Annotated in this window: 22 protein-coding genes; 15 read left to right on the forward strand and 7 right to left on the reverse strand. The window is 65.0% G+C overall.

What is annotated here, in order from left to right; translation table 11 throughout:
* Nucleotides 1-28 precede the first annotated feature (28 nt).
* The 3 genes from JOF56_RS33160 (at nucleotide 29) to JOF56_RS33170 (ending at nucleotide 2800) form a co-directional block, all read left to right on the forward strand.
* Nucleotides 29-673, forward strand: coding sequence for a TetR family transcriptional regulator (locus JOF56_RS33160; RefSeq protein ID WP_209643383.1), 645 nt, complete (start codon nucleotides 29-31; stop codon nucleotides 671-673).
* A complete protein-coding gene (locus JOF56_RS33165) occupies nucleotides 670-2241 on the forward strand; it encodes an MDR family MFS transporter (protein WP_209643384.1) in 1572 nt (523 codons plus the stop codon). Before JOF56_RS33160 ends, JOF56_RS33165 begins: the two co-directional genes overlap by 4 nt.
* A 91-nt stretch (nucleotides 2242-2332) precedes the next feature.
* Nucleotides 2333-2800, forward strand: coding sequence for a GtrA family protein (locus JOF56_RS33170; RefSeq protein ID WP_209643385.1), 468 nt, complete (start codon nucleotides 2333-2335; stop codon nucleotides 2798-2800).
* Here JOF56_RS33170 and JOF56_RS33175 read toward each other — a convergent pair.
* Nucleotides 2772-3911: a cytochrome P450 family protein gene (locus JOF56_RS33175; protein WP_209643386.1), complete on the reverse strand. Its 1140-nt coding sequence runs from the start codon at nucleotides 3909-3911 to the stop codon at nucleotides 2772-2774. The two genes, JOF56_RS33170 and JOF56_RS33175, sit on opposite strands and share 29 nt — an antisense overlap.
* A 129-nt stretch (nucleotides 3912-4040) precedes the next feature.
* On the opposite strand from JOF56_RS33175, the gene JOF56_RS33180 reads away from it, so the two are divergent.
* From JOF56_RS33180 to JOF56_RS33190, 3 genes are all read left to right on the forward strand, one after another.
* Nucleotides 4041-4574, forward strand: a complete 534-nt coding sequence (locus tag JOF56_RS33180; protein ID WP_209643387.1) for a TetR/AcrR family transcriptional regulator — start codon at nucleotides 4041-4043, stop codon at nucleotides 4572-4574.
* A 116-nt stretch (nucleotides 4575-4690) separates the two neighbouring features.
* Entirely contained in the window at nucleotides 4691-5587 is an 897-nt protein-coding gene (locus tag JOF56_RS33185) for a helix-turn-helix domain-containing protein (protein ID WP_209643388.1), read from the forward strand.
* A complete protein-coding gene (locus JOF56_RS33190) occupies nucleotides 5487-5726 on the forward strand; it encodes a DUF397 domain-containing protein (RefSeq protein WP_209643389.1) in 240 nt (79 codons plus the stop codon). The genes JOF56_RS33185 and JOF56_RS33190 overlap by 101 nt, the downstream gene beginning before the upstream one ends.
* Before the next feature lie 35 nt (nucleotides 5727-5761).
* Here JOF56_RS33190 and JOF56_RS33195 read toward each other — a convergent pair whose 3' ends face one another.
* Complete coding sequence (locus JOF56_RS33195; RefSeq protein ID WP_307855370.1) at nucleotides 5762-6283, reverse strand: SMI1/KNR4 family protein; 522 nt, start codon at nucleotides 6281-6283, stop codon at nucleotides 5762-5764.
* A gap of 49 nt (nucleotides 6284-6332) precedes the next feature.
* On the opposite strand from JOF56_RS33195, the gene JOF56_RS60820 reads away from it, so the two are divergent.
* Together JOF56_RS60820 and JOF56_RS33200 are read left to right on the forward strand one after the other, a co-directional pair.
* Complete coding sequence (locus JOF56_RS60820) at nucleotides 6333-6632, forward strand: trypco2 family protein (RefSeq protein ID WP_372448292.1); 300 nt, start codon at nucleotides 6333-6335, stop codon at nucleotides 6630-6632.
* A gap of 262 nt (nucleotides 6633-6894) precedes the next feature.
* Nucleotides 6895-7764, forward strand: coding sequence for a helix-turn-helix domain-containing protein (locus JOF56_RS33200; protein ID WP_209643390.1), 870 nt, complete (start codon nucleotides 6895-6897; stop codon nucleotides 7762-7764).
* A 44-nt stretch (nucleotides 7765-7808) separates the two neighbouring features.
* Here JOF56_RS33200 and JOF56_RS33205 read toward each other — a convergent pair whose 3' ends face one another.
* Nucleotides 7809-7997 carry a DUF397 domain-containing protein gene (locus JOF56_RS33205; protein ID WP_209643391.1) on the reverse strand — a complete coding sequence of 63 codons (189 nt, stop codon included), beginning with the start codon at nucleotides 7995-7997 and terminating at the stop codon, nucleotides 7809-7811.
* A gap of 168 nt (nucleotides 7998-8165) precedes the next feature.
* On the opposite strand from JOF56_RS33205, the gene JOF56_RS33210 reads away from it, so the two are divergent.
* The 4 genes from JOF56_RS33210 to JOF56_RS33225 are packed head-to-tail and all read left to right on the forward strand — an operon-like array spanning nucleotide 8166 to nucleotide 12967.
* A complete protein-coding gene (locus JOF56_RS33210) occupies nucleotides 8166-9527 on the forward strand; it encodes an AfsR/SARP family transcriptional regulator (protein WP_209643392.1) in 1362 nt (453 codons plus the stop codon).
* Between the two features lie 4 nt (nucleotides 9528-9531).
* Nucleotides 9532-11763, forward strand: coding sequence for a hypothetical protein (locus JOF56_RS33215; RefSeq protein ID WP_209643393.1), 2232 nt, complete (start codon nucleotides 9532-9534; stop codon nucleotides 11761-11763).
* Nucleotides 11760-12623, forward strand: a complete 864-nt coding sequence (locus tag JOF56_RS33220; protein WP_209643394.1) for a hypothetical protein — start codon at nucleotides 11760-11762, stop codon at nucleotides 12621-12623. The genes JOF56_RS33215 and JOF56_RS33220 overlap by 4 nt, the downstream gene beginning before the upstream one ends.
* A 59-nt stretch (nucleotides 12624-12682) precedes the next feature.
* Nucleotides 12683-12967, forward strand: a complete 285-nt coding sequence (locus tag JOF56_RS33225; protein ID WP_209643395.1) for a hypothetical protein — start codon at nucleotides 12683-12685, stop codon at nucleotides 12965-12967.
* A gap of 46 nt (nucleotides 12968-13013) precedes the next feature.
* Here the strand turns inward: JOF56_RS33225 and JOF56_RS33230 are convergent, their stop codons facing one another.
* From JOF56_RS33230 to JOF56_RS33240, 3 genes are read right to left on the reverse strand one after another with little or no spacing between them, the layout of a single operon-like run.
* Nucleotides 13014-13799 carry an SDR family oxidoreductase gene (locus tag JOF56_RS33230; protein ID WP_209643396.1) on the reverse strand — a complete coding sequence of 262 codons (786 nt, stop codon included), beginning with the start codon at nucleotides 13797-13799 and terminating at the stop codon, nucleotides 13014-13016.
* Between the two features lie 54 nt (nucleotides 13800-13853).
* A complete protein-coding gene (locus tag JOF56_RS33235) occupies nucleotides 13854-15449 on the reverse strand; it encodes a thiamine pyrophosphate-binding protein (RefSeq protein WP_209643397.1) in 1596 nt (531 codons plus the stop codon).
* Nucleotides 15446-16207, reverse strand: a complete 762-nt coding sequence (locus tag JOF56_RS33240) for a cyclase family protein (protein ID WP_209643398.1) — start codon at nucleotides 16205-16207, stop codon at nucleotides 15446-15448. The genes JOF56_RS33235 and JOF56_RS33240 overlap by 4 nt, the downstream gene beginning before the upstream one ends.
* On the opposite strand from JOF56_RS33240, the gene JOF56_RS33245 reads away from it, so the two are divergent.
* From JOF56_RS33245 to JOF56_RS33255, 3 genes are read left to right on the forward strand one after another with little or no spacing between them, the layout of a single operon-like run.
* Entirely contained in the window at nucleotides 16206-17015 is an 810-nt protein-coding gene (locus JOF56_RS33245; RefSeq protein WP_245378493.1) for an acyl-ACP--UDP-N-acetylglucosamine O-acyltransferase, read from the forward strand. The two genes, JOF56_RS33240 and JOF56_RS33245, sit on opposite strands and share 2 nt — an antisense overlap.
* Nucleotides 17015-18007, forward strand: a complete 993-nt coding sequence (gene lpxD / locus JOF56_RS33250; RefSeq protein WP_209643400.1) for a UDP-3-O-(3-hydroxymyristoyl)glucosamine N-acyltransferase — start codon at nucleotides 17015-17017, stop codon at nucleotides 18005-18007. Before JOF56_RS33245 ends, lpxD begins: the two co-directional genes overlap by 1 nt.
* Entirely contained in the window at nucleotides 18004-18789 is a 786-nt protein-coding gene (locus JOF56_RS33255; RefSeq protein ID WP_209643401.1) for a UDP-3-O-acyl-N-acetylglucosamine deacetylase, read from the forward strand. The genes lpxD and JOF56_RS33255 overlap by 4 nt, the downstream gene beginning before the upstream one ends.
* Here JOF56_RS33255 and JOF56_RS33260 read toward each other — a convergent pair.
* Nucleotides 18761-19582 (reverse strand): PaaX family transcriptional regulator, encoded by an 822-nt coding sequence (locus JOF56_RS33260; RefSeq protein WP_307855371.1) that lies wholly within the window; start codon nucleotides 19580-19582, stop codon nucleotides 18761-18763. The two genes, JOF56_RS33255 and JOF56_RS33260, sit on opposite strands and share 29 nt — an antisense overlap.
* Between the last annotated feature and the right edge of the window lie 74 nt (nucleotides 19583-19656).

Here is a 19656-nt window from a genome sequence, read left to right on the forward strand (position 1 = left end):
TCTGCAAGATCCTCGGTAACGTCGTGTCATGCCGGAGGATGAGCGCCCGCTGGGGCTGCGGGAACGCAAGAAGCTGGAGACGCGGCAGACGCTGTCCAAGGCCGCGGTGCGGCTGGCGGCCGAGCGGGGCATCGAGAATGTGACGGTCGACGACATCGCCGCCGAGGCCGGCGTGTCGGCTCGTACCTTCTTCAACTACTTCCCGTCCAAAGAGGACGCTGTCCTGCAGCCCGATCCGGACCCGGTCGAGCAGACGAAGATCATCACGCAGGCGCTGGCGAGCGCGCCCGCCGAGTTCAGCCCGGTGCGGGCGCTGGCGTTCGCGTGGCGGCCGGTGGCGCAGCGGCTCGACCGGGAGGCCGAGGACTGGCTGGTCCGGATCTCGATCATCGAACGGGATCCGGCGTTGATGATCAAGATGTTCACGGCCAAGGAGGAGACCGAGCGGCTGATGCTCGAGGCCATCGCCGCGCGGACCGGTCTCGATGTGGACGGCGACCTTTATCCGCGGTTGCTGCTGATGACCGTCGGTGCCGCGTTTCAGGCGGTGACCAAGCGGTGGTACGAGCTCGGCGGAAAAGCCTCGGTGACCGAACTGTTCGACGAGGCGATCGACGCGGTCGCCTCGGGCCTGCCGCTGCCGGCGGGCGTATCTACTGAGGGGATGAAATGACAGTCACGTCAGACCCGCCTGCGCAGGACGCGAAACTCTCACGCAGCCAGGTGGTCCAGGCGCTGTCCGGGTTGATGATGGGCATGTTCGTGGCCATCCTCGCCTCGACGGTCGTGGCCAACGCATTGCCGCGGATCGTGGCGGACCTGGGCGGGTCGCAGTCGTCGTACACCTGGGTGGTCACGACGGAACTGCTCGCGATGACCGCGACGGTTCCGCTCTGGGGCAAGCTTTCCGACCTGTACAACAAGAAACTGCTGATCCAGCTGTCGCTGGCGATGTTCGTGGTCGGCTCCCTGGTCGCCGGGTTCTCCGGTGACATCGGCACGCTGATCGCGAGCCGTGTCGTGCAGGGTGTCGGCGCCGGTGGCCTGACCGCGCTGGCGCAGGTCGTGATGGCGGCCATGGTGTCGCCGCGTGAACTCGGCCGCTACATGGGCATCTTCGGTGCTGTGTTCGCCGTCGGCACGGTCGCGGGCCCGCTGATCGGTGGCGTCATGGTGGACACGTCGTGGCTCGGCTGGCGCTGGTGCTTCTTCCTGGGTGTGCCGTTCGCGCTGGCCGCGATCCTGTTGCTGCAGCGCACGCTCAACATCCCGACCGTGAAGCGGGAAGGCGTGAAGGTCGACTACCTGGGCGCGTTCCTGATCATGCTCGGCGTGTCCACCCTGCTGGTGTGGACCACGCTGGCCGGCCACCAGTTCGACTGGCTGTCGGGCTGGACGTTCCTGCTGGTTGGCGGCGGAATCGTGGTGCTGGCCCTGGCGGTGTGGGTGGAATCGCGGGTGGCTGAGCCGATCGTGCCGTTGAGCATCTTCCGCAACCGCACGGTCACCCTGACCACGATCGTGAGCTTCCTCGTCGGTGTCGCGATGTTCGGCGGCACGGTGTTCCTGTCCCAGTACTTCCAGCTCTCGCTGGGCAAGTCGCCGACCGTGGCCGGTCTGATGAGCCTGCCGATGATCTTCGGCCTGCTGGTGTCCTCGACCGTGTCCGGCCAGATCATCAGCCGCACCGGCAAGTGGAAGAACCAGCTGATCCTCGGCGGCGTGTTCATGATCGCCGGGTTCGCGCTGCTGGCCACGATCGACCGCGGTACCAGCATCCTCCTGCTGAGCGTCTTCATGTTCGTGCTCGGTATCGGGGTCGGCATGCTGATGCAGAACCTGGTCCTGGTGGCGCAGAACGACGTCGCGGCACAGGACCTCGGCGCGGCCACGTCCGTGCTGTCGTTCTTCCGCAGCCTCGGCGGCTCGATCGGGGTGAGCGTGCTCGGCGCGATCCTGGCCAACCGGGTGACCAGCGAGATCACGTCCCGTCTCGGCCCGTTGCCCGGTGGTTCGTCCAGTTCCGCCGTGCCGGACCTGGCCACGCTGCCCGAGCCGGTCCGAGAGGTGATCCGGGAGGCGTACGGCGTCGCGACCAGCGAGATCTTCCTGTACGCCCTGCCGTTCGCGGTCCTGGCGGTGCTGGTGGTCTTCTTCATCAAGCAGATCCCGCTCAAGACCCAGACGGGCACCGAACGGCTGGCCGAAGAGGCCGCCGCGGTCACGCCGCCCGTGCACTGAGATCCCCCGTGGGTGGTCAGTGGCCTGCTGACCACCCACGGGTCGATCAGAGTTCGCCCGCCGGACACCTGCGCTCGGCACACTCCGCCGCGTGTCAGTAGCGGAGACCCGCGCCGCGCGGGGCGACAAGTTCAACGCGGTGCTGGCAGCGATCGTGGCGAGACTGCCGTTCGGGCTCGCCAAGGTCGTGCCACCGAGCCTGCTCGGCTTCGCGGTGATCAACGGGTTCACGTTCGGCGTCGATCTGCTGCTGCTCAGCCTGCTGCACGGCGTGCTGGATCTGGCGCTCCCGCTGAGCATCACCGTCGCCTACGCCGCCGCGTTCGCGTTGAGTTTCGTGCTCAACCGCGCCTTCAACTTCCGGTCGCACGCACCCGCCGGCAAGCAGTTCGCCGTGTACGTGGTGGTCGTCGTGATCAACTATCTGGTCTGGATCCTGGGCGTCGGCAGCGGTCTGGCCGCGCTCGGCCTCGACTACCGGATCGCCCGGCTGGTCGCTGGTGCGTGCGAGGCCGTCTACATGTACGCGGCTATGCGCTGGGTCGTGTTCCGGTCCTGACAGGCAGGCTGACCAGCCCCCTGATCATCGGGTTGGGCCGCCACTGCAGGTCGGTCGTGGCGAGGCTCAGCTCCGGGAACCGGGCGACGAGACCGCCGATCGCGACCTGGGCCTCCAGCCTGGCCAGCGCGGAGCCCAGACAGAAGTGGATTCCGTGCCCGAACGCCAGATGCTGCGTGTCCGTCCTGGTCACGTCGACGCGGTGGGGATCGTCGAACGTCTCGGGGTCCCGGTTCGCGACCGAGATGACGATGCTGACCATGTTGCCTGCCGGGATCGTCACGCCGGAGACCTCGACGTCGGCCTGCGTGATCCGGGGCAGCGCGGCGTTCAGCGGCCCGTCGAGCCGCAGCAGTTCCTCGATCGCCTGCGGCACGAGCGCCGGCTCGGACCGCAGCAGGGCAAGCTGATCGGGATTGCCCAGGAGCGTGACCACCGCGTTGCCGACCAGGTTGACCGTGGTCTCGTGCCCGGCGATCAGCAGCAACATCAGCATGTCGATCAGTTCTTCACGAGTGAGCCGGCCTTCGTCGCCGCTCGCGCGCAGCAGCGCACGGGTGAGGTCGGGCTGTTCGTCCTCAGGCAGGTCGTCCAGCTCGATGCCGGCGATCCGGTTCTCGAAGTACGCCCGCAGCGCCTTGCCTGATGTTCTGGTCAGCTCACGGTCGTCGCTCTGGATCAGGCCGGCGGTCCAGGCCCGGAAGTCGGCGTGGTCGGCCGCGGGCAGCCCGAGCAGCTCGCAGATGACCGTCACCGGCAGCGGAAACGCCAGCGCCTCGATGAGATCCACCTCGTCATGGCCGCTCATCGCGTCGAGCAGGTCGTCGGTGATCTGCTGGACGCGTGGCCGCAGCGCCTCGATCCGGCGCGGCGTGAACGCCTTTTTGACCACCTGACGCAGCCGGGTGTGCTCCGGCGGGTCGCAGTCCAGCATGTTGCGGCCCAGCGAACTGTCGATCCGGTGCTGTTCCGCATGTTGGTGCAGCCATTCCGGCGCCTTGCGGTCGTCACGTGAGAACCGCGGGTCGGTCAGTGCCGCACGGGCTTCTTCGTATCCAGTGATCAGCCATGCCGTGCCGATCCCGGGCATCTCCATCGGCTGCACAGTCATAGTTCCCCCTGTTTTCCGGACTCTTGTTCAATAATGGACACGGCCGGTGCGGCCTGGCCAGGAACAGATCGCCGACTGTGTTCGATACCGGACACCAAGCCGGGATTGTGCGGAAACTGGGGGAGCCGGATGGACAGGCGGGTGCGCAGGACACGGGAACTGCTCTGGCGGTCGCTGGTCGACCTGCTCCTGGAACGCGGCTACGACAAAGTCAGCGTCCAGGACATTCTGGACCGTGCCGACGTCGGCCGGTCCACCTTCTACGCGCATTACCAGAACAAAGACGATTTGCTGACGAGCCGATTCGAGGATCTGCGAGCCGACATCCTGAAGGCGGCGGACGATGATCCGACGGACGTACTCGGCCCGTTGCGCGCGGTGTTCCGTTACTCAGGCGAGAACCGCGACCTTTTCCAAGCCACAGTCGGAAAGCACGAGCCAGCCATGCTCGTGGTCCGGCGCGGCCTGACCACCGTCGTGGCCGACCATTTGCGCACTCGCATTCGGACCGGAGATTTCGAGGCCACGATCGCGTTCGTCACCAGCGGGCTCACCGGCGTGCTGACCTGGTGGCTCAACAGCGACTCCGGACTCACCACGGAAGAGGTCTTCGAACGGTTCCGCCGTCTGGCCATGACGGGCATCAGTCCACTGCTGACGTGACAGTCCACTATGGAGGACTTCTCGCCCGGTGAAAGTGGAGTGCCGAGATGCGCCAATGAGGTGTATTCGGCGTGGCGTGCATGGGAAATGCCGGATGCCGGTTCTAGCGTGAGGACATGAGCACTGCCGACCCGACGAGCGCCTACCGCGAACTGGGCAGGCTGCTGCTCCGGATTCGGGAGGACGCCGGGCTGACCGCCGCCCAACTCGCCCACGGACTGGAGTGGGCGCCGACGATGATCTCGCGAATGGAGAACGGCAGGCGGATGACGACCACGACTGACGTAGTGCAGTACGTGGTCAAGTGCGGCCTGACATTGCGCGAGGCGAGGCCGCTGGTGGAGCTCTGCCGGATCGCCGAGCGCAAGCAGGGCTACTACCTGTCGGACAAGCGGATCGGTGGCTCCTTGCAGTCGTTGATCTTCCTTGAGTCTTCGGCCTCGCACTCGATCATCTACGAGCCGCAGGTAGTCAACGGGCTGCTACAGACACCCAGATACACAGAGGCCCTCATTGCGGCTATCGACGATCTCGACGAGGACTGGGTCGCGAGCGTTGTTCGCACAAGACGGGAGCGGCAACGAATTCTGTACCTGCGGAATCCCGCGCGGTTCACCTTCTACCTCCACGAGCAGGCATTGCGGATGCCGGTCGGCAGCGAGGTGACCATGCATGAGCAGCTGTTGCATTTCGTGCTCACTGCGGCATTGGAGAACGTCACAGTGCGGATCGTGCCGATCAAGGCGGGAGCGCGGTCTGTGTTCGGCGGGGCGTTCCGCCTCATGGAGTTCGATGAGTACCGCCCCGTCGTTTACCTGGACGACCTCGGTGGCGGTGGCCTGATCCTCGAAGACTCTGACTATGTGCGTCACTACTACGAGCGGATGACCATGCTCGCTGACATCGCCCTGGATGAAGGACAATCTCGAGAGTGCGTGGCCGAGTTGGCCGACGCGTACGACCGAGGGAGTCAAGAGGTTGTCGCAGACGTCCTGGCGCAAGAGCAGCTATAGCGGAACTAGCGGATCAGACTGCGTTGAGGTGGCGTGGCGGAGCCCTCAGGTGCTGGTTCGTGACTCGAAGAACCCGGCTGGCCCGACGCTGACTCTCGCCTACACCGCCTGGCGCGAGTTACTCACCACGTTGCCCTGACCCGGATGCCCCGCTGGAGGCACCCGGGCTGTCTTTCAGCGGCAGAGGGCTTCGATGGTGGCTTCGAAGTCCGGGAACTCCGCTTTGGCGGCGGCGATTGCCTCGGCACCGGTTTTGCGGGCGTCCGGGGCGTGGCGCTCGGCGATCTCGACGAGTTCGTCATTGGGCTGTGAGGACTGTTCGGGGTACTCGACTGCTTCGAGCGGCCCGAATCCGTCGGCGAGCAGCCACAGGAAATCGGCCAGGTTACGGGCCACCACGCCGGTCTCGCCCTCGGAGCCGAGGAAGACCACCGGCTGCTCGGTCACCGGCCGGTCCGAGCGGATGAGCCAGAACGCGGCGTACCCGCCGGTGCCGTCCTGGCCCATCACCCGGAACTGCTCGCCGGTCAGCTCTTTGTTACCGGTCCACGAACGGATCCAGTCCGTCGTCTCGTCCGCCGACTCGAACTGGTCGAACGGCTCGAAGTCCACGCCGTCACCGTCGGCGTAGTCAAACTCGATCTCGAACGCCTCGGCCAGTGCGGCCGGGAACGTCCTGTCCTCGCTGTCAATCACGGGCGCAGACTACGTTCTCCCATCCTGCCCGGTGGCTGGGGGTTAGAGTGTGCTCTCGCACCATGAGGGGGTAAACGATGGCGGTGAGGCTCGCAGAACTGATCGGCTGGCTGCGGTCCGAACTGACCGAGGCGAAGACAGCAGCGGGAACGCCGACCTGAAGTTCGAACTCGGCTCGGTCGAGTTCGAACTGACCGTCGCGGTGGAGAAGGAAGCCAAACCGGGCGCCAAGGTCAAATTCTGGTCGTTGAGGCCGGTACCGACGCTCGCGCCGCGAAGACCACCACCCAGAAGATCAAGCTCGTGCTCAACCCACGCCGGGCGAGTCAGCCCGACCTCAAGCCCCTGACCTCAGGAAATGAGCAACCCGGCGAACGATGATCACCCGGACTGACGGCTGCGTGGCACCGGCTACTTGATCACCAGCATGTCCGACGCGCAGATCTATCAGTGATCTTGCCAATCAAGTTTCTGCTGTGGGTTGTTCTGACTCAAAGTGGATCTCACCGTTCCGGCGTCCGCCAAGTGGCCGATTGACAGCCATTTTCCGAGCTGCTTCAGTGCTAGTTGCGAATGAATCAAAATAGATCATTCTGCATCAAGGGGCTGCTATGGAGTCGACTGACAGGGTCGTGGCCGGGCGGTTACGCCTGGCTGCGGAACTGCGAAGGCTCCGTGATCTGTCCGGAGTGTCCGGGCGTGATCTGGCGAAGCTGATCCCGATCAGCCAGTCCAAGATTTCCCGAATCGAATCGGGACAGGCTCTGCCTACATTGCCCGAGGTGGCCAAATGGGCGCAGGCGCTCAACGCCTCAGAGGAGACCACAGCCCATCTGGTCTTCTTGACCACCAACGCTTTCACCGAGGTGCAGCCCTGGCGTGAGCTGTTGTCCGGAGCAGGGCACTTGCAGGACGAGGTCGAGCAACGAGAGTCCGGCGCCAAGACGATCCAGATTCTGCAGGTGGCCGTGGTGCCAGGCTTGTTGCAGACAGCCGACTACGCACGTCGTCTGCTTGGCATGTCCCAACCGCCCTACATGAAGGAGGATCTGAGCGTGGCCGTTGCCGCGCGCCTGCATCGGCAAAGACTGGTTTTCGATGAGGGCAGGCAGTTCGAGTTCCTGATCACCGACGCCGCGCTGCGTTGGAAGCCCGGGCCGGTGAACGTGCTGCTCGCCCAATGGGATCGCATCGCATCCATCGCGACACTTGGAAACGTGTCGATCGGCTTGATCCCCCAGGGAACACAGGCATCGGCAACCATGTCCCACGGGTTCGCGATCTACCACCCAGCGGACGATGAACATCTTCCGTTCGTGACGGTGGAGATGATCCATGCCGCGATGACGGTGCACGACCCAAGTGACGTCGCACTCTACGAGAAACGCTGGTCGCTGCTGAGCGAAATGGCGATCTTCGACGACGAAGCGCAGAGGTATCTGGCCAAGCTGGCACACAAGGCACGTTCGACGGTCGAATGACCGCCGAGCGGGGCACGGGGCCGTATCCCGCTCGGCGGAGAGCGTCACATCAAACCGAACTCACCGGCCAGCACGCCGTAGAGGAAAGCGGTCCACTCCGTACGTGAGAACCACAGCCTTGGACCGCCCGGGTTCTTGCTGTCCCGGACGACGACACCGTTGCCAACCACAGCGACCTCGACACAATCGCTGTTTTCGCTGAACGAACTCTTCTTGAACGCGTGGGTTTCCATCTTTGGTTTCTCCCTGATCCATCCGGAGCCCTGGTGGCTCCGTGGTGAAGCCAGGTTCGGCGGGGCTACTGGGACAGCCGCTGGGCCAGGACTGGGACGCCACTGGGATGGGGCAGGGATTTGACTGGGACGGCAGAGGTGCCGTCGAACGAGTGCGAAGGATGAAAGATGACCGAACCGGTCTTCCGGCTATGGGGTGGGCTTTCGGCCGAACTGAACGGAGCGTCGATCGACCTCAGACAGGCGCGGGAGCAACGCATGCTTGTCGCTCTGCTCGCCGCCAAACGCAGCTGGACAGCCAGAGAGTCCTTGTGCCAATGGATCTGGGATGAGCCACCGGAAAGCGCGCCGAACGAACTGCACCATCTCGCTCGCGCGCTCCGCCGCGAGTTGGCCAAACTCGGTCTCGACGATGTGGTGCAGAACAAATCTGGGGGATGGCAGCTGGACATTCTACCGACATCGGTGGATGCCCACCTGGTCGACCACCTCATCTCGGCGCGGAAGCACGACGACATGCATGCCTCAGCCTTGCTGGCCGAAGCGCTGCGACTCTGCAAGGGCACGCCGCTGGCAGGCATTGCGGGCGAGCGGATCGAGAGCTTCAGAACAACGATGAAAGAGGCTCGTCGTCGCGCGATGGTGCGCTTCTACCAGGTGGAGCTGCGGCTTGGGCACTGTCGGGAACGCGTTGGCGAGTTGCTCGCACTGTTCCCCGAATACCTGGGAGACATGAACCTCACCGCACTGTTGATCGTCGCGCTGTGGCTCGATGGCCGGCAGCACGAGGCGTTAGCTACCTTCCAGCAGTACCGGGAGAACCTCTGCGGGCATAGCTTGCCGTTCCCCAGGGAAATGAATGACCTGCACACCCGTCTGCTCAACGATGGCCTGACCGCGACCAGCGGCGGCTTTCCCCTTGGCGACCCGATTGGAGGATCCACAGTGGACAAGAATGGCCAGCTGACCGTGGCGGTGCGACCGGAAAGCGGAATACCGGAGGAGATCAAGGACCCGGTCGCCAAGGCCTTTACTCAGGAGAATGTCGATTGCCCGATCAAGATCGAGGATGACTGTGTGATCTGTGTTGTGCCCGTTGATGTGGAGCGCAAACGGGTCGTCGGTGTGTGGATGGCCAAGCTTGCAAAGGCCATCGACCGCCAGGCTTCGGTCGGTATCTCACTGGCAGGTGAGGAAAACGCACGGGAACTCGCACTCTCGGAGAGAGCACGTGCTGCCTTGGGCAAAGCCGCACGTGGACGTCTGGCGATCGCGTTGTCGGACGACGTGCGCCATCTCGACGGTCTGGAAAGTGGCCGGAGAGTTGACTTGCACGAGTACAAGCGCGCCGGTGACACCGACGAATGGGTCCGTGTCGTGCAACATGATCGGTCACTTCAGGAGCCCGTTGTCGGTCGCAATCGGGCGTCCGTGGGCAAGGTCAGTTCGTCGGGGCACACGGTGACTTTGAACAATTCGCCTGTCGGGAAACAGGTCACCGCGTCCGTGATCAACAACAGTCAGTGGTGACGACATGAGCGAGCAAGAAGCCGCCAAGGCTGGCCCAGCGGAGCAGCAGACACCCGAACCTGCCGAGAAGGCCGACGATATCGGGAAGAAGTCGTCAGAGCACGTCAATGAAAACGAGGATCCGTTCGGGGCTGATCGACGAGGATTCTCGGAGTTCTACGACCGGGACTTCTTCCAGACCGACGGTCCGATGCGGTTCGTCCGCACGCCCATCGACCACTTGCACATCGGGGACGTATATTACGCTTTTGGTCGCTCGGGGACGGTCAAATCAGCGACTGTCCGCGAAGGCTACCTCGGCTACATCTGCTCGCGATACCTCAAAGTCAGCGACTACGACAAGATGCTCGCGATGCTGCGCGACCATCGACTCGTCGTCCTTTTTGGATATCCAGGGTCAGGCAGACAGACGACCGCCATCGTCCTGCTGGATGCCTTGGCCGACGGGAAAGTCGCCCGATTTGATGACGAACAGGACGCCAAGTCGCTTACCAACGACGACTTCACTGAAGGATGGGGGTACGTCCTCGAACTCGACGCGAACTCGGGGGCGTCGCTGACCGAGCCGATGCTGAACAAGCTCAGGGATATGGCCCGGGGGAACGAGAGTTGGTGCGTCGTGATCGCGGAACTCGACGGTCATCGCCGCGACCTGGCCGACTACGCGATCCGGCACCATCCGCCGGACAAGGACAAACTGCTCGCGGCGCACATTGACAAGGAGATCGATCTGGACGACGAGGACGGTCTGGAGGCGCGGCTGATTGAGCTGGCCGGCACTCCGCGGATGCGCAAGGCTCTTGGCTCGGCCCCGCAGCCGGCCGAGATCGCCGAGATGGCCAAACTGCTGGTTGCGTACGGCCACGGGCAGCTCACGCTGGACGAAGTCGAGGCGGCAGCGACCAAGGCCGTCGGCAGGCAGATCGAGGAGTGGTTCGCCGTCCTGGCGGGCACTGACGCGGACAACATGGAAGGCCCGCTGAGGCTGGGTGCGTTCCGGATCGCCCTAGCGGTCTTCAACGAGTCTCCGTACACCATGGTCGTCGAACAGGGCAGCGGCCTGGTCAACCAACTGAAGTCGATGAAGTCGGATCACGGCGGGAACACGAAAAAGCTCACCCTGTTCAGCGACGATCACGCAAGGATTCTGCCGGTGTGCCGGGCGGAACTGTTCGAAGGACCGCTGCCGTTCGGCTCCCATGCGATCCCGGCCAGTCAGGCACGATACTGCGACGACCGCTACCGCGCGGTGGTTCTGAGTTATGTGTGGCAGAACCACAACAACTTGCGGGACGCGATCGCCGAGTGGTTGCTGGAACTCAGTGAGGACGGCAGGCCAGAGATCTGGGTCCGGGCGGCAAGGGCCATCGGACTTTTCTGTTCGCTGGATCTGCACAACGCCTACGTGAAGCTGATCCTGCCGCTGTTGCGGACCCCGTCAAGAGCGGACCGCAAGGCGCACGTGGCGGCGTTGGCGCTGGACCAAGCGGCGAGAGATGAGCGGATCGCTGGCGCCTTACGGGACCGCATCAGTTACTGGCGTCGCAGCGGCACGGAACGACAGAAGCTGACCGCCGCCGCTGTGCTGGGCTATCACCTTGGTGCGGCCACGATCGACCGGACATTGGAAGAGCTCCGTGTCCTGGGCACTCCTTCGGAACAGTCCAAGGTTTTCGCCGAGGATAAAGACCTGTCGCTGGTGGACATGGCTTCCTACAGTCTGGCCAATTTGCTGGCGTTCGGACAATCACGGCCGGTCCTGCGGCAGCTCGCCGAATGGTCGGCCAGCGACCGGCAGAGTCTTCGCACGCTGGCGTGGTACGCGTTGGGGCATCTGATCCGTTGGCGAGGTTACGACGCAGGTCCGGTGTTGATCTCCGCGAACGGGCTGAGACACGTGCCGCGCAGCAAGGAGAGATGGCCGCTGCTGCTTGTTCTGCAGGACGAAGAACCAGACCTGCGCGAGCAGATCGCTGGTCTGCTGCGGTGGGCACTGCGTGGGCGCAAAAGCGACCACGTCGCGAGAACCCTGTTCGGCCAATGGGTCAGGGCCGCCGAGAAGAACCCGGCTTGTATGGCGGCACTTGTGGACTTTGTGCCGACGCTCGTGCATGACGCGACGGACGCAGACAGGTTGGGTTACCTGATCACCCGGTTGCGCCGCGACTGGGCCGATCCGCTCGATGACAAAGCCGCCGTCCAGATCGAGGCGGCGCTACGGAAGGAAGCATCGTGACACAGAGTTCACCACTCCGGGAGATCACCAGTCCGGTCATCGACGAGCACAAGATCAAGTGGTTTGAGTTCCTCTTCTGGCGGCCGCCGATCGACGCCAACGTCGCCCAGGTCTGTATGAAACAGTCCGGCGCATATGTGGAATACGGACCGGAACGTCGACGGACAACGGGTGAACTGCTCTTCAGCGGCGTCAGAACCGTGTACAACGTGGACCTCAGGGTGCATGTCGTCAAGATCGAAGCTTCGCCGCCGAGTCGTGGCGACAAGATGTCCTTCCGTGCGACCATGGACATCGTATGGCAGGTGGCCGAGCCGTCCACAGTGGTCAAGTCGGGTATCCGTGACGTACGCCGGATACTGACCCCTTCGTTGCTGCACGAACTGCGTTCGGTGACTCGTGATCACTTGATCGAGGACTCCGAACAGGCGGAGATCGAGGCCAACGAGATACTCAACAAACAGGACCTCGGCAGCAAGTTCGGCCTGTCGCTGACCGTGTACGTTCGGCTGGCCATGGACGAGCTCAGCATCGAGCAGGCCATGACCACGCGCAAGGTGGACTTCTTCCGGCAGATCATCGTGGCCGGTGACTTCAATCAGTTCGCCCTGCACCTTGCGACGAAGCCGGAGGAGGTCAAGACGGTAGTGGAAATGCTGATCAAGGAGAAGGACGACAGCAGGCGCGCTGTGTTCGACTTCGCCACCGAGTTGCTGAAGTCCGACGCGATCGACCGCTGGCTGATCGAGGACCAGGTCCGTGTCATCCTGCAGTGGGCGCGCAACTCCACCAACAAGGTGCTGACCGGCGAGGACGAGACCCGCCAGTTGACGTTCGAAGCGAAGCCGGACCAACCGTGATCGCGGGGGCGCTGATCGCCTTTCTGGTGTCCTGCGTGGTGATTCGATGGTGTGTGCCGATGACCCTGCGTGCACTGGCCAAAGCGATCCAGATGGTGGTGGCGCTCTGTGCGGCGGTGATGATCTGGCCGGAATACCGCATCAGCACCGCACGCCGACGCGGACATCGTGATCCATCCTGGCTTGCATACGAATACAGCACTGTTGTCGGGTGGATCGCGACGCTCGCATATCGGTGCGTAGGCTACGTACTCAATGGTGTCGCCAACGGGCTGCGTGGCATGTCTGCGGGTATGGTGTTGGTCCTCGGTGTGACGATGGCAGTGGGCTGGTTGCTCGTCTGACAGGACAGCAAACTTTCTTGACGGACCATGCCACGGCGAGCGCTGTTCAGGAAGAGGCCTGTGCGGTGCGCCAGAGGTCCTGCATGGCGCTGACGTATGTCTCTGGGTCGCTTGCGCGCAACTGGGCGGCGCTGGATGTCTCCTTGCCGTGGGTCATGATGAGGAAGCGTTCCTCGATGAGGCCGCGGACTGCGATGTCGGCGACGGTCGCGGGATCCATCGGCTGGCTGGTCATCCGGATCGCGCGGCCGGTGGCCTCGTTGTCCACATCGGATACCAGGGGAGTCTCCACCAGGCCTGGGCATAGGCAGGAGAACCGGATTCCGGTGTGGCTGTACATCACGGCGAAGGACTCGGCGAGGGCCACGGCGGCGTGCTTGGTCACGGTGTAGGGACTCGCGCCGGGACTCATCAGCAGACCGGCCGCGGACGCGGTGTTCACGAGGTAGCCGGAGCCGCGGGAGATCATGCCGGGCAGCAGGGCCCGGGTAGCCCAGACATGCGACATCACGTGCGTGTCCCAATGGCGTTGCCAGCCGTCGTCGCTGACCTCGGCGCCGCCGAGAGGGCGGGGAATGCCCGCGTTGGAGAAGTACACGTCGACGGGGCCGTAGTGCCGAGTCGCCTCAGCGATCACGCGGACGACCTCGGATTCCTTGCTGACGTCGGCATCGAGGGCCAGGCCGCCGACCCGCGCGGCGGTCTCGTCCGCGCCCACGAGATCGACAACGGTGATACCGCGGGGGTTCTCCTTGGCGAACCGGTCGGCCAGCGCCGCGCCGATCCCGCTGCCGCCCCCGGTGATCAGGATGTGCCGGCCGCTGAGATCCATGGACTGATTGTACTGACAACTATGCTGCCGGGCGCTGACATATTCATGCCAATGCTATGCAAATGCGTCGGCCAGCCACCAGGAGCCGCCGTCCGAAGCTATCTTGGCGTCGATCAGGAATGGGCGGTCGCGTGGTCCGGCCAGCCAGTCGCGCAACGGTGCCAGGTCTGAGGGCGCGCGGACGGTGGCGGCTGCGCAGCCGAAACCTCGGGCGATGGCTGCGATGTCGGTGTCCGGGAACGTTACTGTTGACAGATCGGACTGTCCGAAGTGGTGGACCTCGGCGCCGTAGGCTCTGTCGTTGTACACGACGATGACCATCGGTAGCTTCAGCCGGACGACGGTCTCCAGTTCGGCGATGCTCATCAGGAAGCCGCCATCGCCGACGGCGGCGACAGGCAAGCGGTCCGGCTGGGCGAGAGCGGCTCCGATGGCGGTGGGCAAACCGAGTCCGATCGACTGGAAAGCCTGCGTGAAGCAGAAGCCGAACTCGTCCGGAATGGACAGCAGGGCACTCGGGTATCCCATGAAATTGCCGGAATCCACGGCGAGGACGCGAGAGGCCGGGAACAAGGAGTCCAACTCGGAGCTCAGCAGCCGGGGATCGATGAGGCTTTCGGCCGACAGGTCCTCAACCGGCCATCCAGGTCCGGCTGCGATCCGCGTGAGCACCTCCTCCGTCCGGTACCCGGTCCGCGCGGAGACAAGGTCCGTCACGGCAGTCGCAGTCACGGCGGCGTCACCGAGCACGGCAAGGTCAACGGGTTGGTGGGCGGTGCCGGGCTCGATGTCGACCTGGGCGATCCTGCCGGTCAGCAATCGGCCTTTGCGAGTGGTCCACTTGGTCAGCGCGCATCCCCACGCGACCACCAGGTCCGCCTCCGCGATGAGGGAGGCCGCCAGGGGCGAGGAGAACCCGCCGGAGATTCCCAGTGCCCACGGATCATCATGGAAAAGTCCATGCGCGACAGCGGAAGTGGCCAGCAGCGCGCCGGATAGAGACGCCAACGCGGCCAACTCTGTTGCCGCGCCTCGTGCCCCGCGCCCGGCTATGAAGACCGGGCGTTGGGCGGACGAGATCAACGCAGCGAGTTCGCTGACCGCGTCCGGTGCAGGCTGGGCCGACAGGGGCACGGTCAGCGGCGGGATGGGCGACACCGCAGCCGGAGCTGCCTGGACGTCCAACGGCAGGTTGAGGACCACGGTCCGGCGTTCGTTCACCGCAGTCCGATAGGCCCGAACCGTGTCCTCGACAGCAGTCGAAGCCGAATGGACGCGTTCGGACACGGCTCCCAGCGCGGTCACGGCGGCATCCTGGTCGATCCGGAAGTTGGCCAAGGTCGCCGAAGCAGGTGTGTCGGCGGCGAGCACGATCATCGGAGTCCGGCTCTTGGCCGCCTCCGCTATGCCGGTCAACGCGTTCGTCAGCCCACACCCCTGATGGACCGACACCACGGCGACGCGTCCGCTCATCCGTGAGTACGCGTCCGCCATCGTGGCTGCGCCCGCTTCATGCCTTGTCGCGACAAATGGCACACCGGCATCGCGCAGTGCGTTCGTGACAACAAAATTACCGCTGCCGACCACACCGAACGCCTGCGCCACACCGAGTTCGGCCAGTGCGTGCCCGACGACCTCGGCGACGTTCAACGTTCGACCAGCGCCAGCACCCTGGCCGGGCTGCCCGAGCCGCCGATGATCGGCAACGGCGAGACCACGATCATCGCGCCGGTCGGAGGCAGCGACCCGAGGTTACGCAACTGGGTCAGACCATGCTTGCCTGCGCCGAGCATGTAGTTGTGACACGGGAAAGGCGGGTCGAAGCTGTGTGCCGCACCGGCATCCGTGCCGACGGTCTCCACGCCCACACCGGCCAACGGCGTCTCTTCGGCAAGCCACCGCGCGCATTCGGCCGACATACCCGGGCTGTGCGCTCCGTTGAGGAAGCTCTCGGCGTCATCAGATCGGGCGTCCCAACCCGTGCGCACAAGCAGCCAGCCGCCGTCAGGCAAGGCGCCGTGCGTGGCCTCCCATTGCTTGACCTCGTCGATCTCCAGCAGGAAGTCGGGATCGCCGGCGACCTTGGCCGACACGTCGATCACCACGGCGGGCGCGACCAGGGTGCCCAGTGGCACCTGGGAGACGTCGTGACCGTCCTTGCCGGACACCCAGTGCACGGGAACGTCCAGGTGCGTGCCGGTGTGCTCGCCGGTGTGGATGTTGTTCCAGTACCAGGCCGGGCCTTTCTCGTCGTACCGGCTGATCTCCTCCAGCGAGAACGGGATCGTGTTGGCGAACGGCTCGGGCAACTGGAGTATCGGCGTGCCTGACGACAGCGGCGCCGTCAGGTCGACGACCTCGATGAGGCCGGATCGGATGGCTTCGCGCACCTGGTCAAGCAGACCCATGGTCGTCCCTTCGGCTAGGTGTTCAAACCTAGCCCGCGAGGCCCGCCCGGACGAGTCCCGCGGTCCGGCGAGTTGTGGGAGTATCGATCGAGTGGGGGTTGCACAGAGAGTTCATTCGACTGCTGTCGTGTCCAGTGCCGCCGAGGTGGCCGACGACGTCGAGATCGGCCCGTACGCGGTGGTGCACGCCGGGGTCCGGCTGGCGCCGGGGGTACGGATCGACGCGCACGCGGTGATCGGCGGCGAACCGCAGGACCTGTCGTTCACCGGAGGCGTGACGTACCTGGAAGTCGGCCGGGACACGGCCATCCGGGAAGGCGCGGTCATCCATCGCGCGACCACGTCGGCACGGCCGACCAGGATCGGCGCCAAATGCCTGATCATGGGGCAGACGCACATCGGTCACGACTGCTGGATCGGCGACGGCGTGGTCGTGTCGCAGCAGGCCGGGATCGCCGGGCACGTGACGATCGGTGATGGTGCGGTGATCGGCGGGATGTGCGGTGTGCACCAGCATGTCCGGATCGGAACGCAGGCGATGGTGGCCGCGATGGCCAAGGTGAACCGTGACGTCCTGCCCTTTTGTGCGGTGGACGGCAATCCGGCCACGCATCGGGCGTTGAACGTGGTCGGGTTACGCCGGGCCGGGGTCGCGAATGCCGACTACCGGGCACTCAGATCCGCCTTCCAACGGCTGCGCGCCGGGCAGGAGCTGGACGACGTCGGCGGGCTGGTCGATCAACTGGCGCAATTTCTGGCCGAGAAGTCACTGCGGGGGATCGCGTCCTTCCAGCGAGAGGTCGCGTGATGAGCTGGACGCTGACGCAGTTGGCGGGCTTGCTCGGTGCCGAGGTCGGGGAATCACCGGATTTTGTTGTGGCCAGGCCGGTTCCCGCGGATTCCGACGACCCGCAAGGCCTGACGTTCTGCGAGAGCGCGAAGTACCTGCGGCTGGTGACCGCCCACTCGGCAGGTGCGGTCATCGTGCCGCCCGGGATGGAGATCAGCAGGCCGCATCTGGTCGCCGACCATCCCAGGGCGGCGTTCGAGACGTTGCTTGCCATGTACCGGCGGCCGCTGCCCTTACGTCCCGGCGTGCACCCGACGGCCGTGATCGATCCATCGGCGGAGGTGGAACGAACCGCATCGGTCGGGCCGTACGCGGTAGTCGAGCGAGGCGCGCGGATTGCCGCTGGGGTCAAGGTTTTCCCGTATTGCTATGTCGGTGAGGACTGCACGGTCGGTGAGAACACCGTGCTGTATCCCCATGTTGTTCTGTATCAAGATGTGCGTGTCGGGTCGCGCTGCGTTGTGCACGCGCATGCGGTCCTGGGTGCGGACGGTTTCGGGTTTCGCTGGGACAGCCGGGTCCAGCAGAAGATCGAACAGGTCGGTGCCGTGGTCATCGGCGATGACGTGGAGATCGGCGCGGGCAGTGCGGTCGACCGTGCCACAGCCGGGGCGACGACGCTCGGCAACGGCGTGAAGCTCGACAACATGGTCCAGATAGGACACAACGCGCGGATCGGCGACCACACGGTCATCTGCGGCCAGTCCGCGGTCGCGGGCAGTGCCGTGGTGGGCGGCCGGGTCACGATGGCCGGGCAGACCGGGGTCGCCGATCATGTCGAACTCGCCGACGGCGTCTCGCTGGCCGCGCGGGCGATGACCGCGAAGGACCTGAAGCAGCCCGGTGTCTACTACGGGTCTCCGGCCCGGCCGTTGGCCGAAGGCCTGCGGATCGCGGCCCGGCTGCCGCACCTGCATGAACGGATCGAGAAACTGGAGCGCCGGGAATGAGGGTACGCCGCCGGACCTTGGCCGGGCCGGTCCGGCTCGCCGGTCGCGGCCTGCATTCGGGACGGCCGGTCCAGGTGGTCGTCCATCCCGGTGACAACGGGATCGCATTCCAGCACAACGGCTCCCGGACAGTGGCGGCGCCGGACGCGGTCACGGGAACCGACAGGCACACCACGCTGGGCGACATCGCCACGGTCGAGCACATCATGAGTGCATTGTCGGGTATGGAGATCACGGACGCGGAGATCGAACTGTCCTATCCGGAGCTTCCCGCACTCGACGGCAGTGCGGCCGGCTTCGTGGCTGTGCTCGGCCGGACCCAGTCGCTGGAGCCGACGGAGATCTTCCTGCCGGACAGGGAGATCTTCGTCAGCGACCGGGACGCGTGGATTCGAGTCCGGCCGGGAACCGGGCAGTGGTCGTACACCTATGCGTACTGCGGTATCACGCAGACCTTCGCGTGCAAGCTCCCAGATGACTATCTCGCGCGGATCGCTCGGGCACGGACGATCGCCCCGGTGCACGAGGTCTCAGCCCTGCTGGCGCGCGGACTCGGCCAGGGACTGGATATCGGTTCGGTCGTGCTCGTCGGTCCGGAGGGCTACGGCAACGAGCCGCGTTACCCGGACGAACCGGCCCGGCACAAACTGCTGGACCTGGTCGGGGATCTCGCGCTGTCCGGCATTCCGGCGCGGTGTCTCGACGTCACAGCGCACCTCAGTGGCCACACCACCGGCGTCCGGATGGCGAGACTTATCGCTCGACACGTATCTCTTCGATGAGCTCGGTGGCGATGGCGGTGGCAGTCGTCTCGTACTGCGCGGCCAGTTCCTGGAAGGTCTTCTCGGCGCGGATCGCCGGCCAGTCCTCGGTGAGGTGCTCGGCAGGCAGGTACGGGTCCTGGCGGACCAGTTGCAGCCAGTCGGTGTGCAGGACCAGCTGCCGGGCGAGGTCGTCCGGTGCCGACGGCAGTGGCGTGCGGTTGTCCCAGCGTTCGAGGAACTCGTTGTAGCGGGCGGCGATCGCGTCGGTGTCGAAGGCCTTGTGGATCAGGTCCAGGGACTCGGTCGGCTTCGACGGCTGGGCTGTGAACACCGTGACGTTCTCCGCCAGACCCAGTTCCTCGACGATGGCGGCGGCGTCCTTGATGCCGGGTGCTATCCACAAACCGTTCTGCAGCAGGCCGAATCCGGCCCAGATCAGTTGCGAGCGCAGATCGTGCCGGTCGCTGCGACGCGAGTCCGGCAGTGAGAACGCGACCATGGTCCAGTTGCCGTCCCAGTCGCGGTTGACCGCTCCGGTGCGCCATACCCGCCGGGCGCCGTCGCCGAGCACCTGCGCCGCCCGGTCGGTCAGTCCGAAGTAGACGCGCCGGCCCTGGCGGTGGCGGGTCAGCAGGCCGCGGTTGGCCATCCGGGTCAGCGTCGAACGGACGGCCTCCTCGGAGACGCTCACGCGGGCGAACACGTCGATGACGCTTCCAGAGTAGACGGCGCTGTCCTTGTCCAGCAGGTAGATGCCCAGAAAGCTGAGCATCAGCGACTGCGCGGAGTGGTCATCCTGTGCGGTGGTCACGTCTTCAGGGTAGACCGACGAATGTTGGGCAGCTAGTTGACGGGCGTCATGAAAGTGACGTACTTTGAGCTTGT

The organism is Kibdelosporangium banguiense (genome assembly GCF_017876405.1).
GTDB lineage: Bacteria > Actinomycetota > Actinomycetes > Mycobacteriales > Pseudonocardiaceae > Kibdelosporangium > Kibdelosporangium banguiense.

Excerpts from the sequence above, each read along its gene's own strand:
- JOF56_RS33215 (WP_209643393.1), top strand. The coding sequence starts at position 9,532 with ATGAGCGAGCAAGAAGCCGCCAAGGCTGGCCCAGCGGAGCAGCAGACA.
- JOF56_RS33200 (WP_209643390.1), top strand. The coding sequence starts at position 6,895 with ATGGAGTCGACTGACAGGGTCGTGGCCGGGCGGTTACGCCTGGCTGCG.
- JOF56_RS33240 (WP_209643398.1), bottom strand. The coding sequence starts at position 16,207 with ATGGGTCTGCTTGACCAGGTGCGCGAAGCCATCCGATCCGGCCTCATC.
- JOF56_RS33210 (WP_209643392.1), top strand. The coding sequence starts at position 8,166 with ATGACCGAACCGGTCTTCCGGCTATGGGGTGGGCTTTCGGCCGAACTG.
- JOF56_RS33175 (WP_209643386.1), bottom strand. The coding sequence starts at position 3,911 with ATGACTGTGCAGCCGATGGAGATGCCCGGGATCGGCACGGCATGGCTG.
- JOF56_RS33190 (WP_209643389.1), top strand. The coding sequence starts at position 5,487 with ATGAAGGACAATCTCGAGAGTGCGTGGCCGAGTTGGCCGACGCGTACG.
- JOF56_RS33225 (WP_209643395.1), top strand. The coding sequence starts at position 12,683 with ATGACCCTGCGTGCACTGGCCAAAGCGATCCAGATGGTGGTGGCGCTC.
- JOF56_RS33255 (WP_209643401.1), top strand. The coding sequence starts at position 18,004 with ATGAGGGTACGCCGCCGGACCTTGGCCGGGCCGGTCCGGCTCGCCGGT.
- lpxD (WP_209643400.1), top strand. The coding sequence starts at position 17,015 with ATGAGCTGGACGCTGACGCAGTTGGCGGGCTTGCTCGGTGCCGAGGTC.
- JOF56_RS33230 (WP_209643396.1), bottom strand. The coding sequence starts at position 13,799 with ATGGATCTCAGCGGCCGGCACATCCTGATCACCGGGGGCGGCAGCGGG.
- JOF56_RS33160 (WP_209643383.1), top strand. The coding sequence starts at position 29 with ATGCCGGAGGATGAGCGCCCGCTGGGGCTGCGGGAACGCAAGAAGCTG.
- JOF56_RS33165 (WP_209643384.1), top strand. The coding sequence starts at position 670 with ATGACAGTCACGTCAGACCCGCCTGCGCAGGACGCGAAACTCTCACGC.
- JOF56_RS33245 (WP_245378493.1), top strand. The coding sequence starts at position 16,206 with ATGGTCGTCCCTTCGGCTAGGTGTTCAAACCTAGCCCGCGAGGCCCGC.
- JOF56_RS33180 (WP_209643387.1), top strand. The coding sequence starts at position 4,041 with ATGGACAGGCGGGTGCGCAGGACACGGGAACTGCTCTGGCGGTCGCTG.
- JOF56_RS33185 (WP_209643388.1), top strand. The coding sequence starts at position 4,691 with ATGAGCACTGCCGACCCGACGAGCGCCTACCGCGAACTGGGCAGGCTG.
- JOF56_RS33205 (WP_209643391.1), bottom strand. The coding sequence starts at position 7,997 with ATGGAAACCCACGCGTTCAAGAAGAGTTCGTTCAGCGAAAACAGCGAT.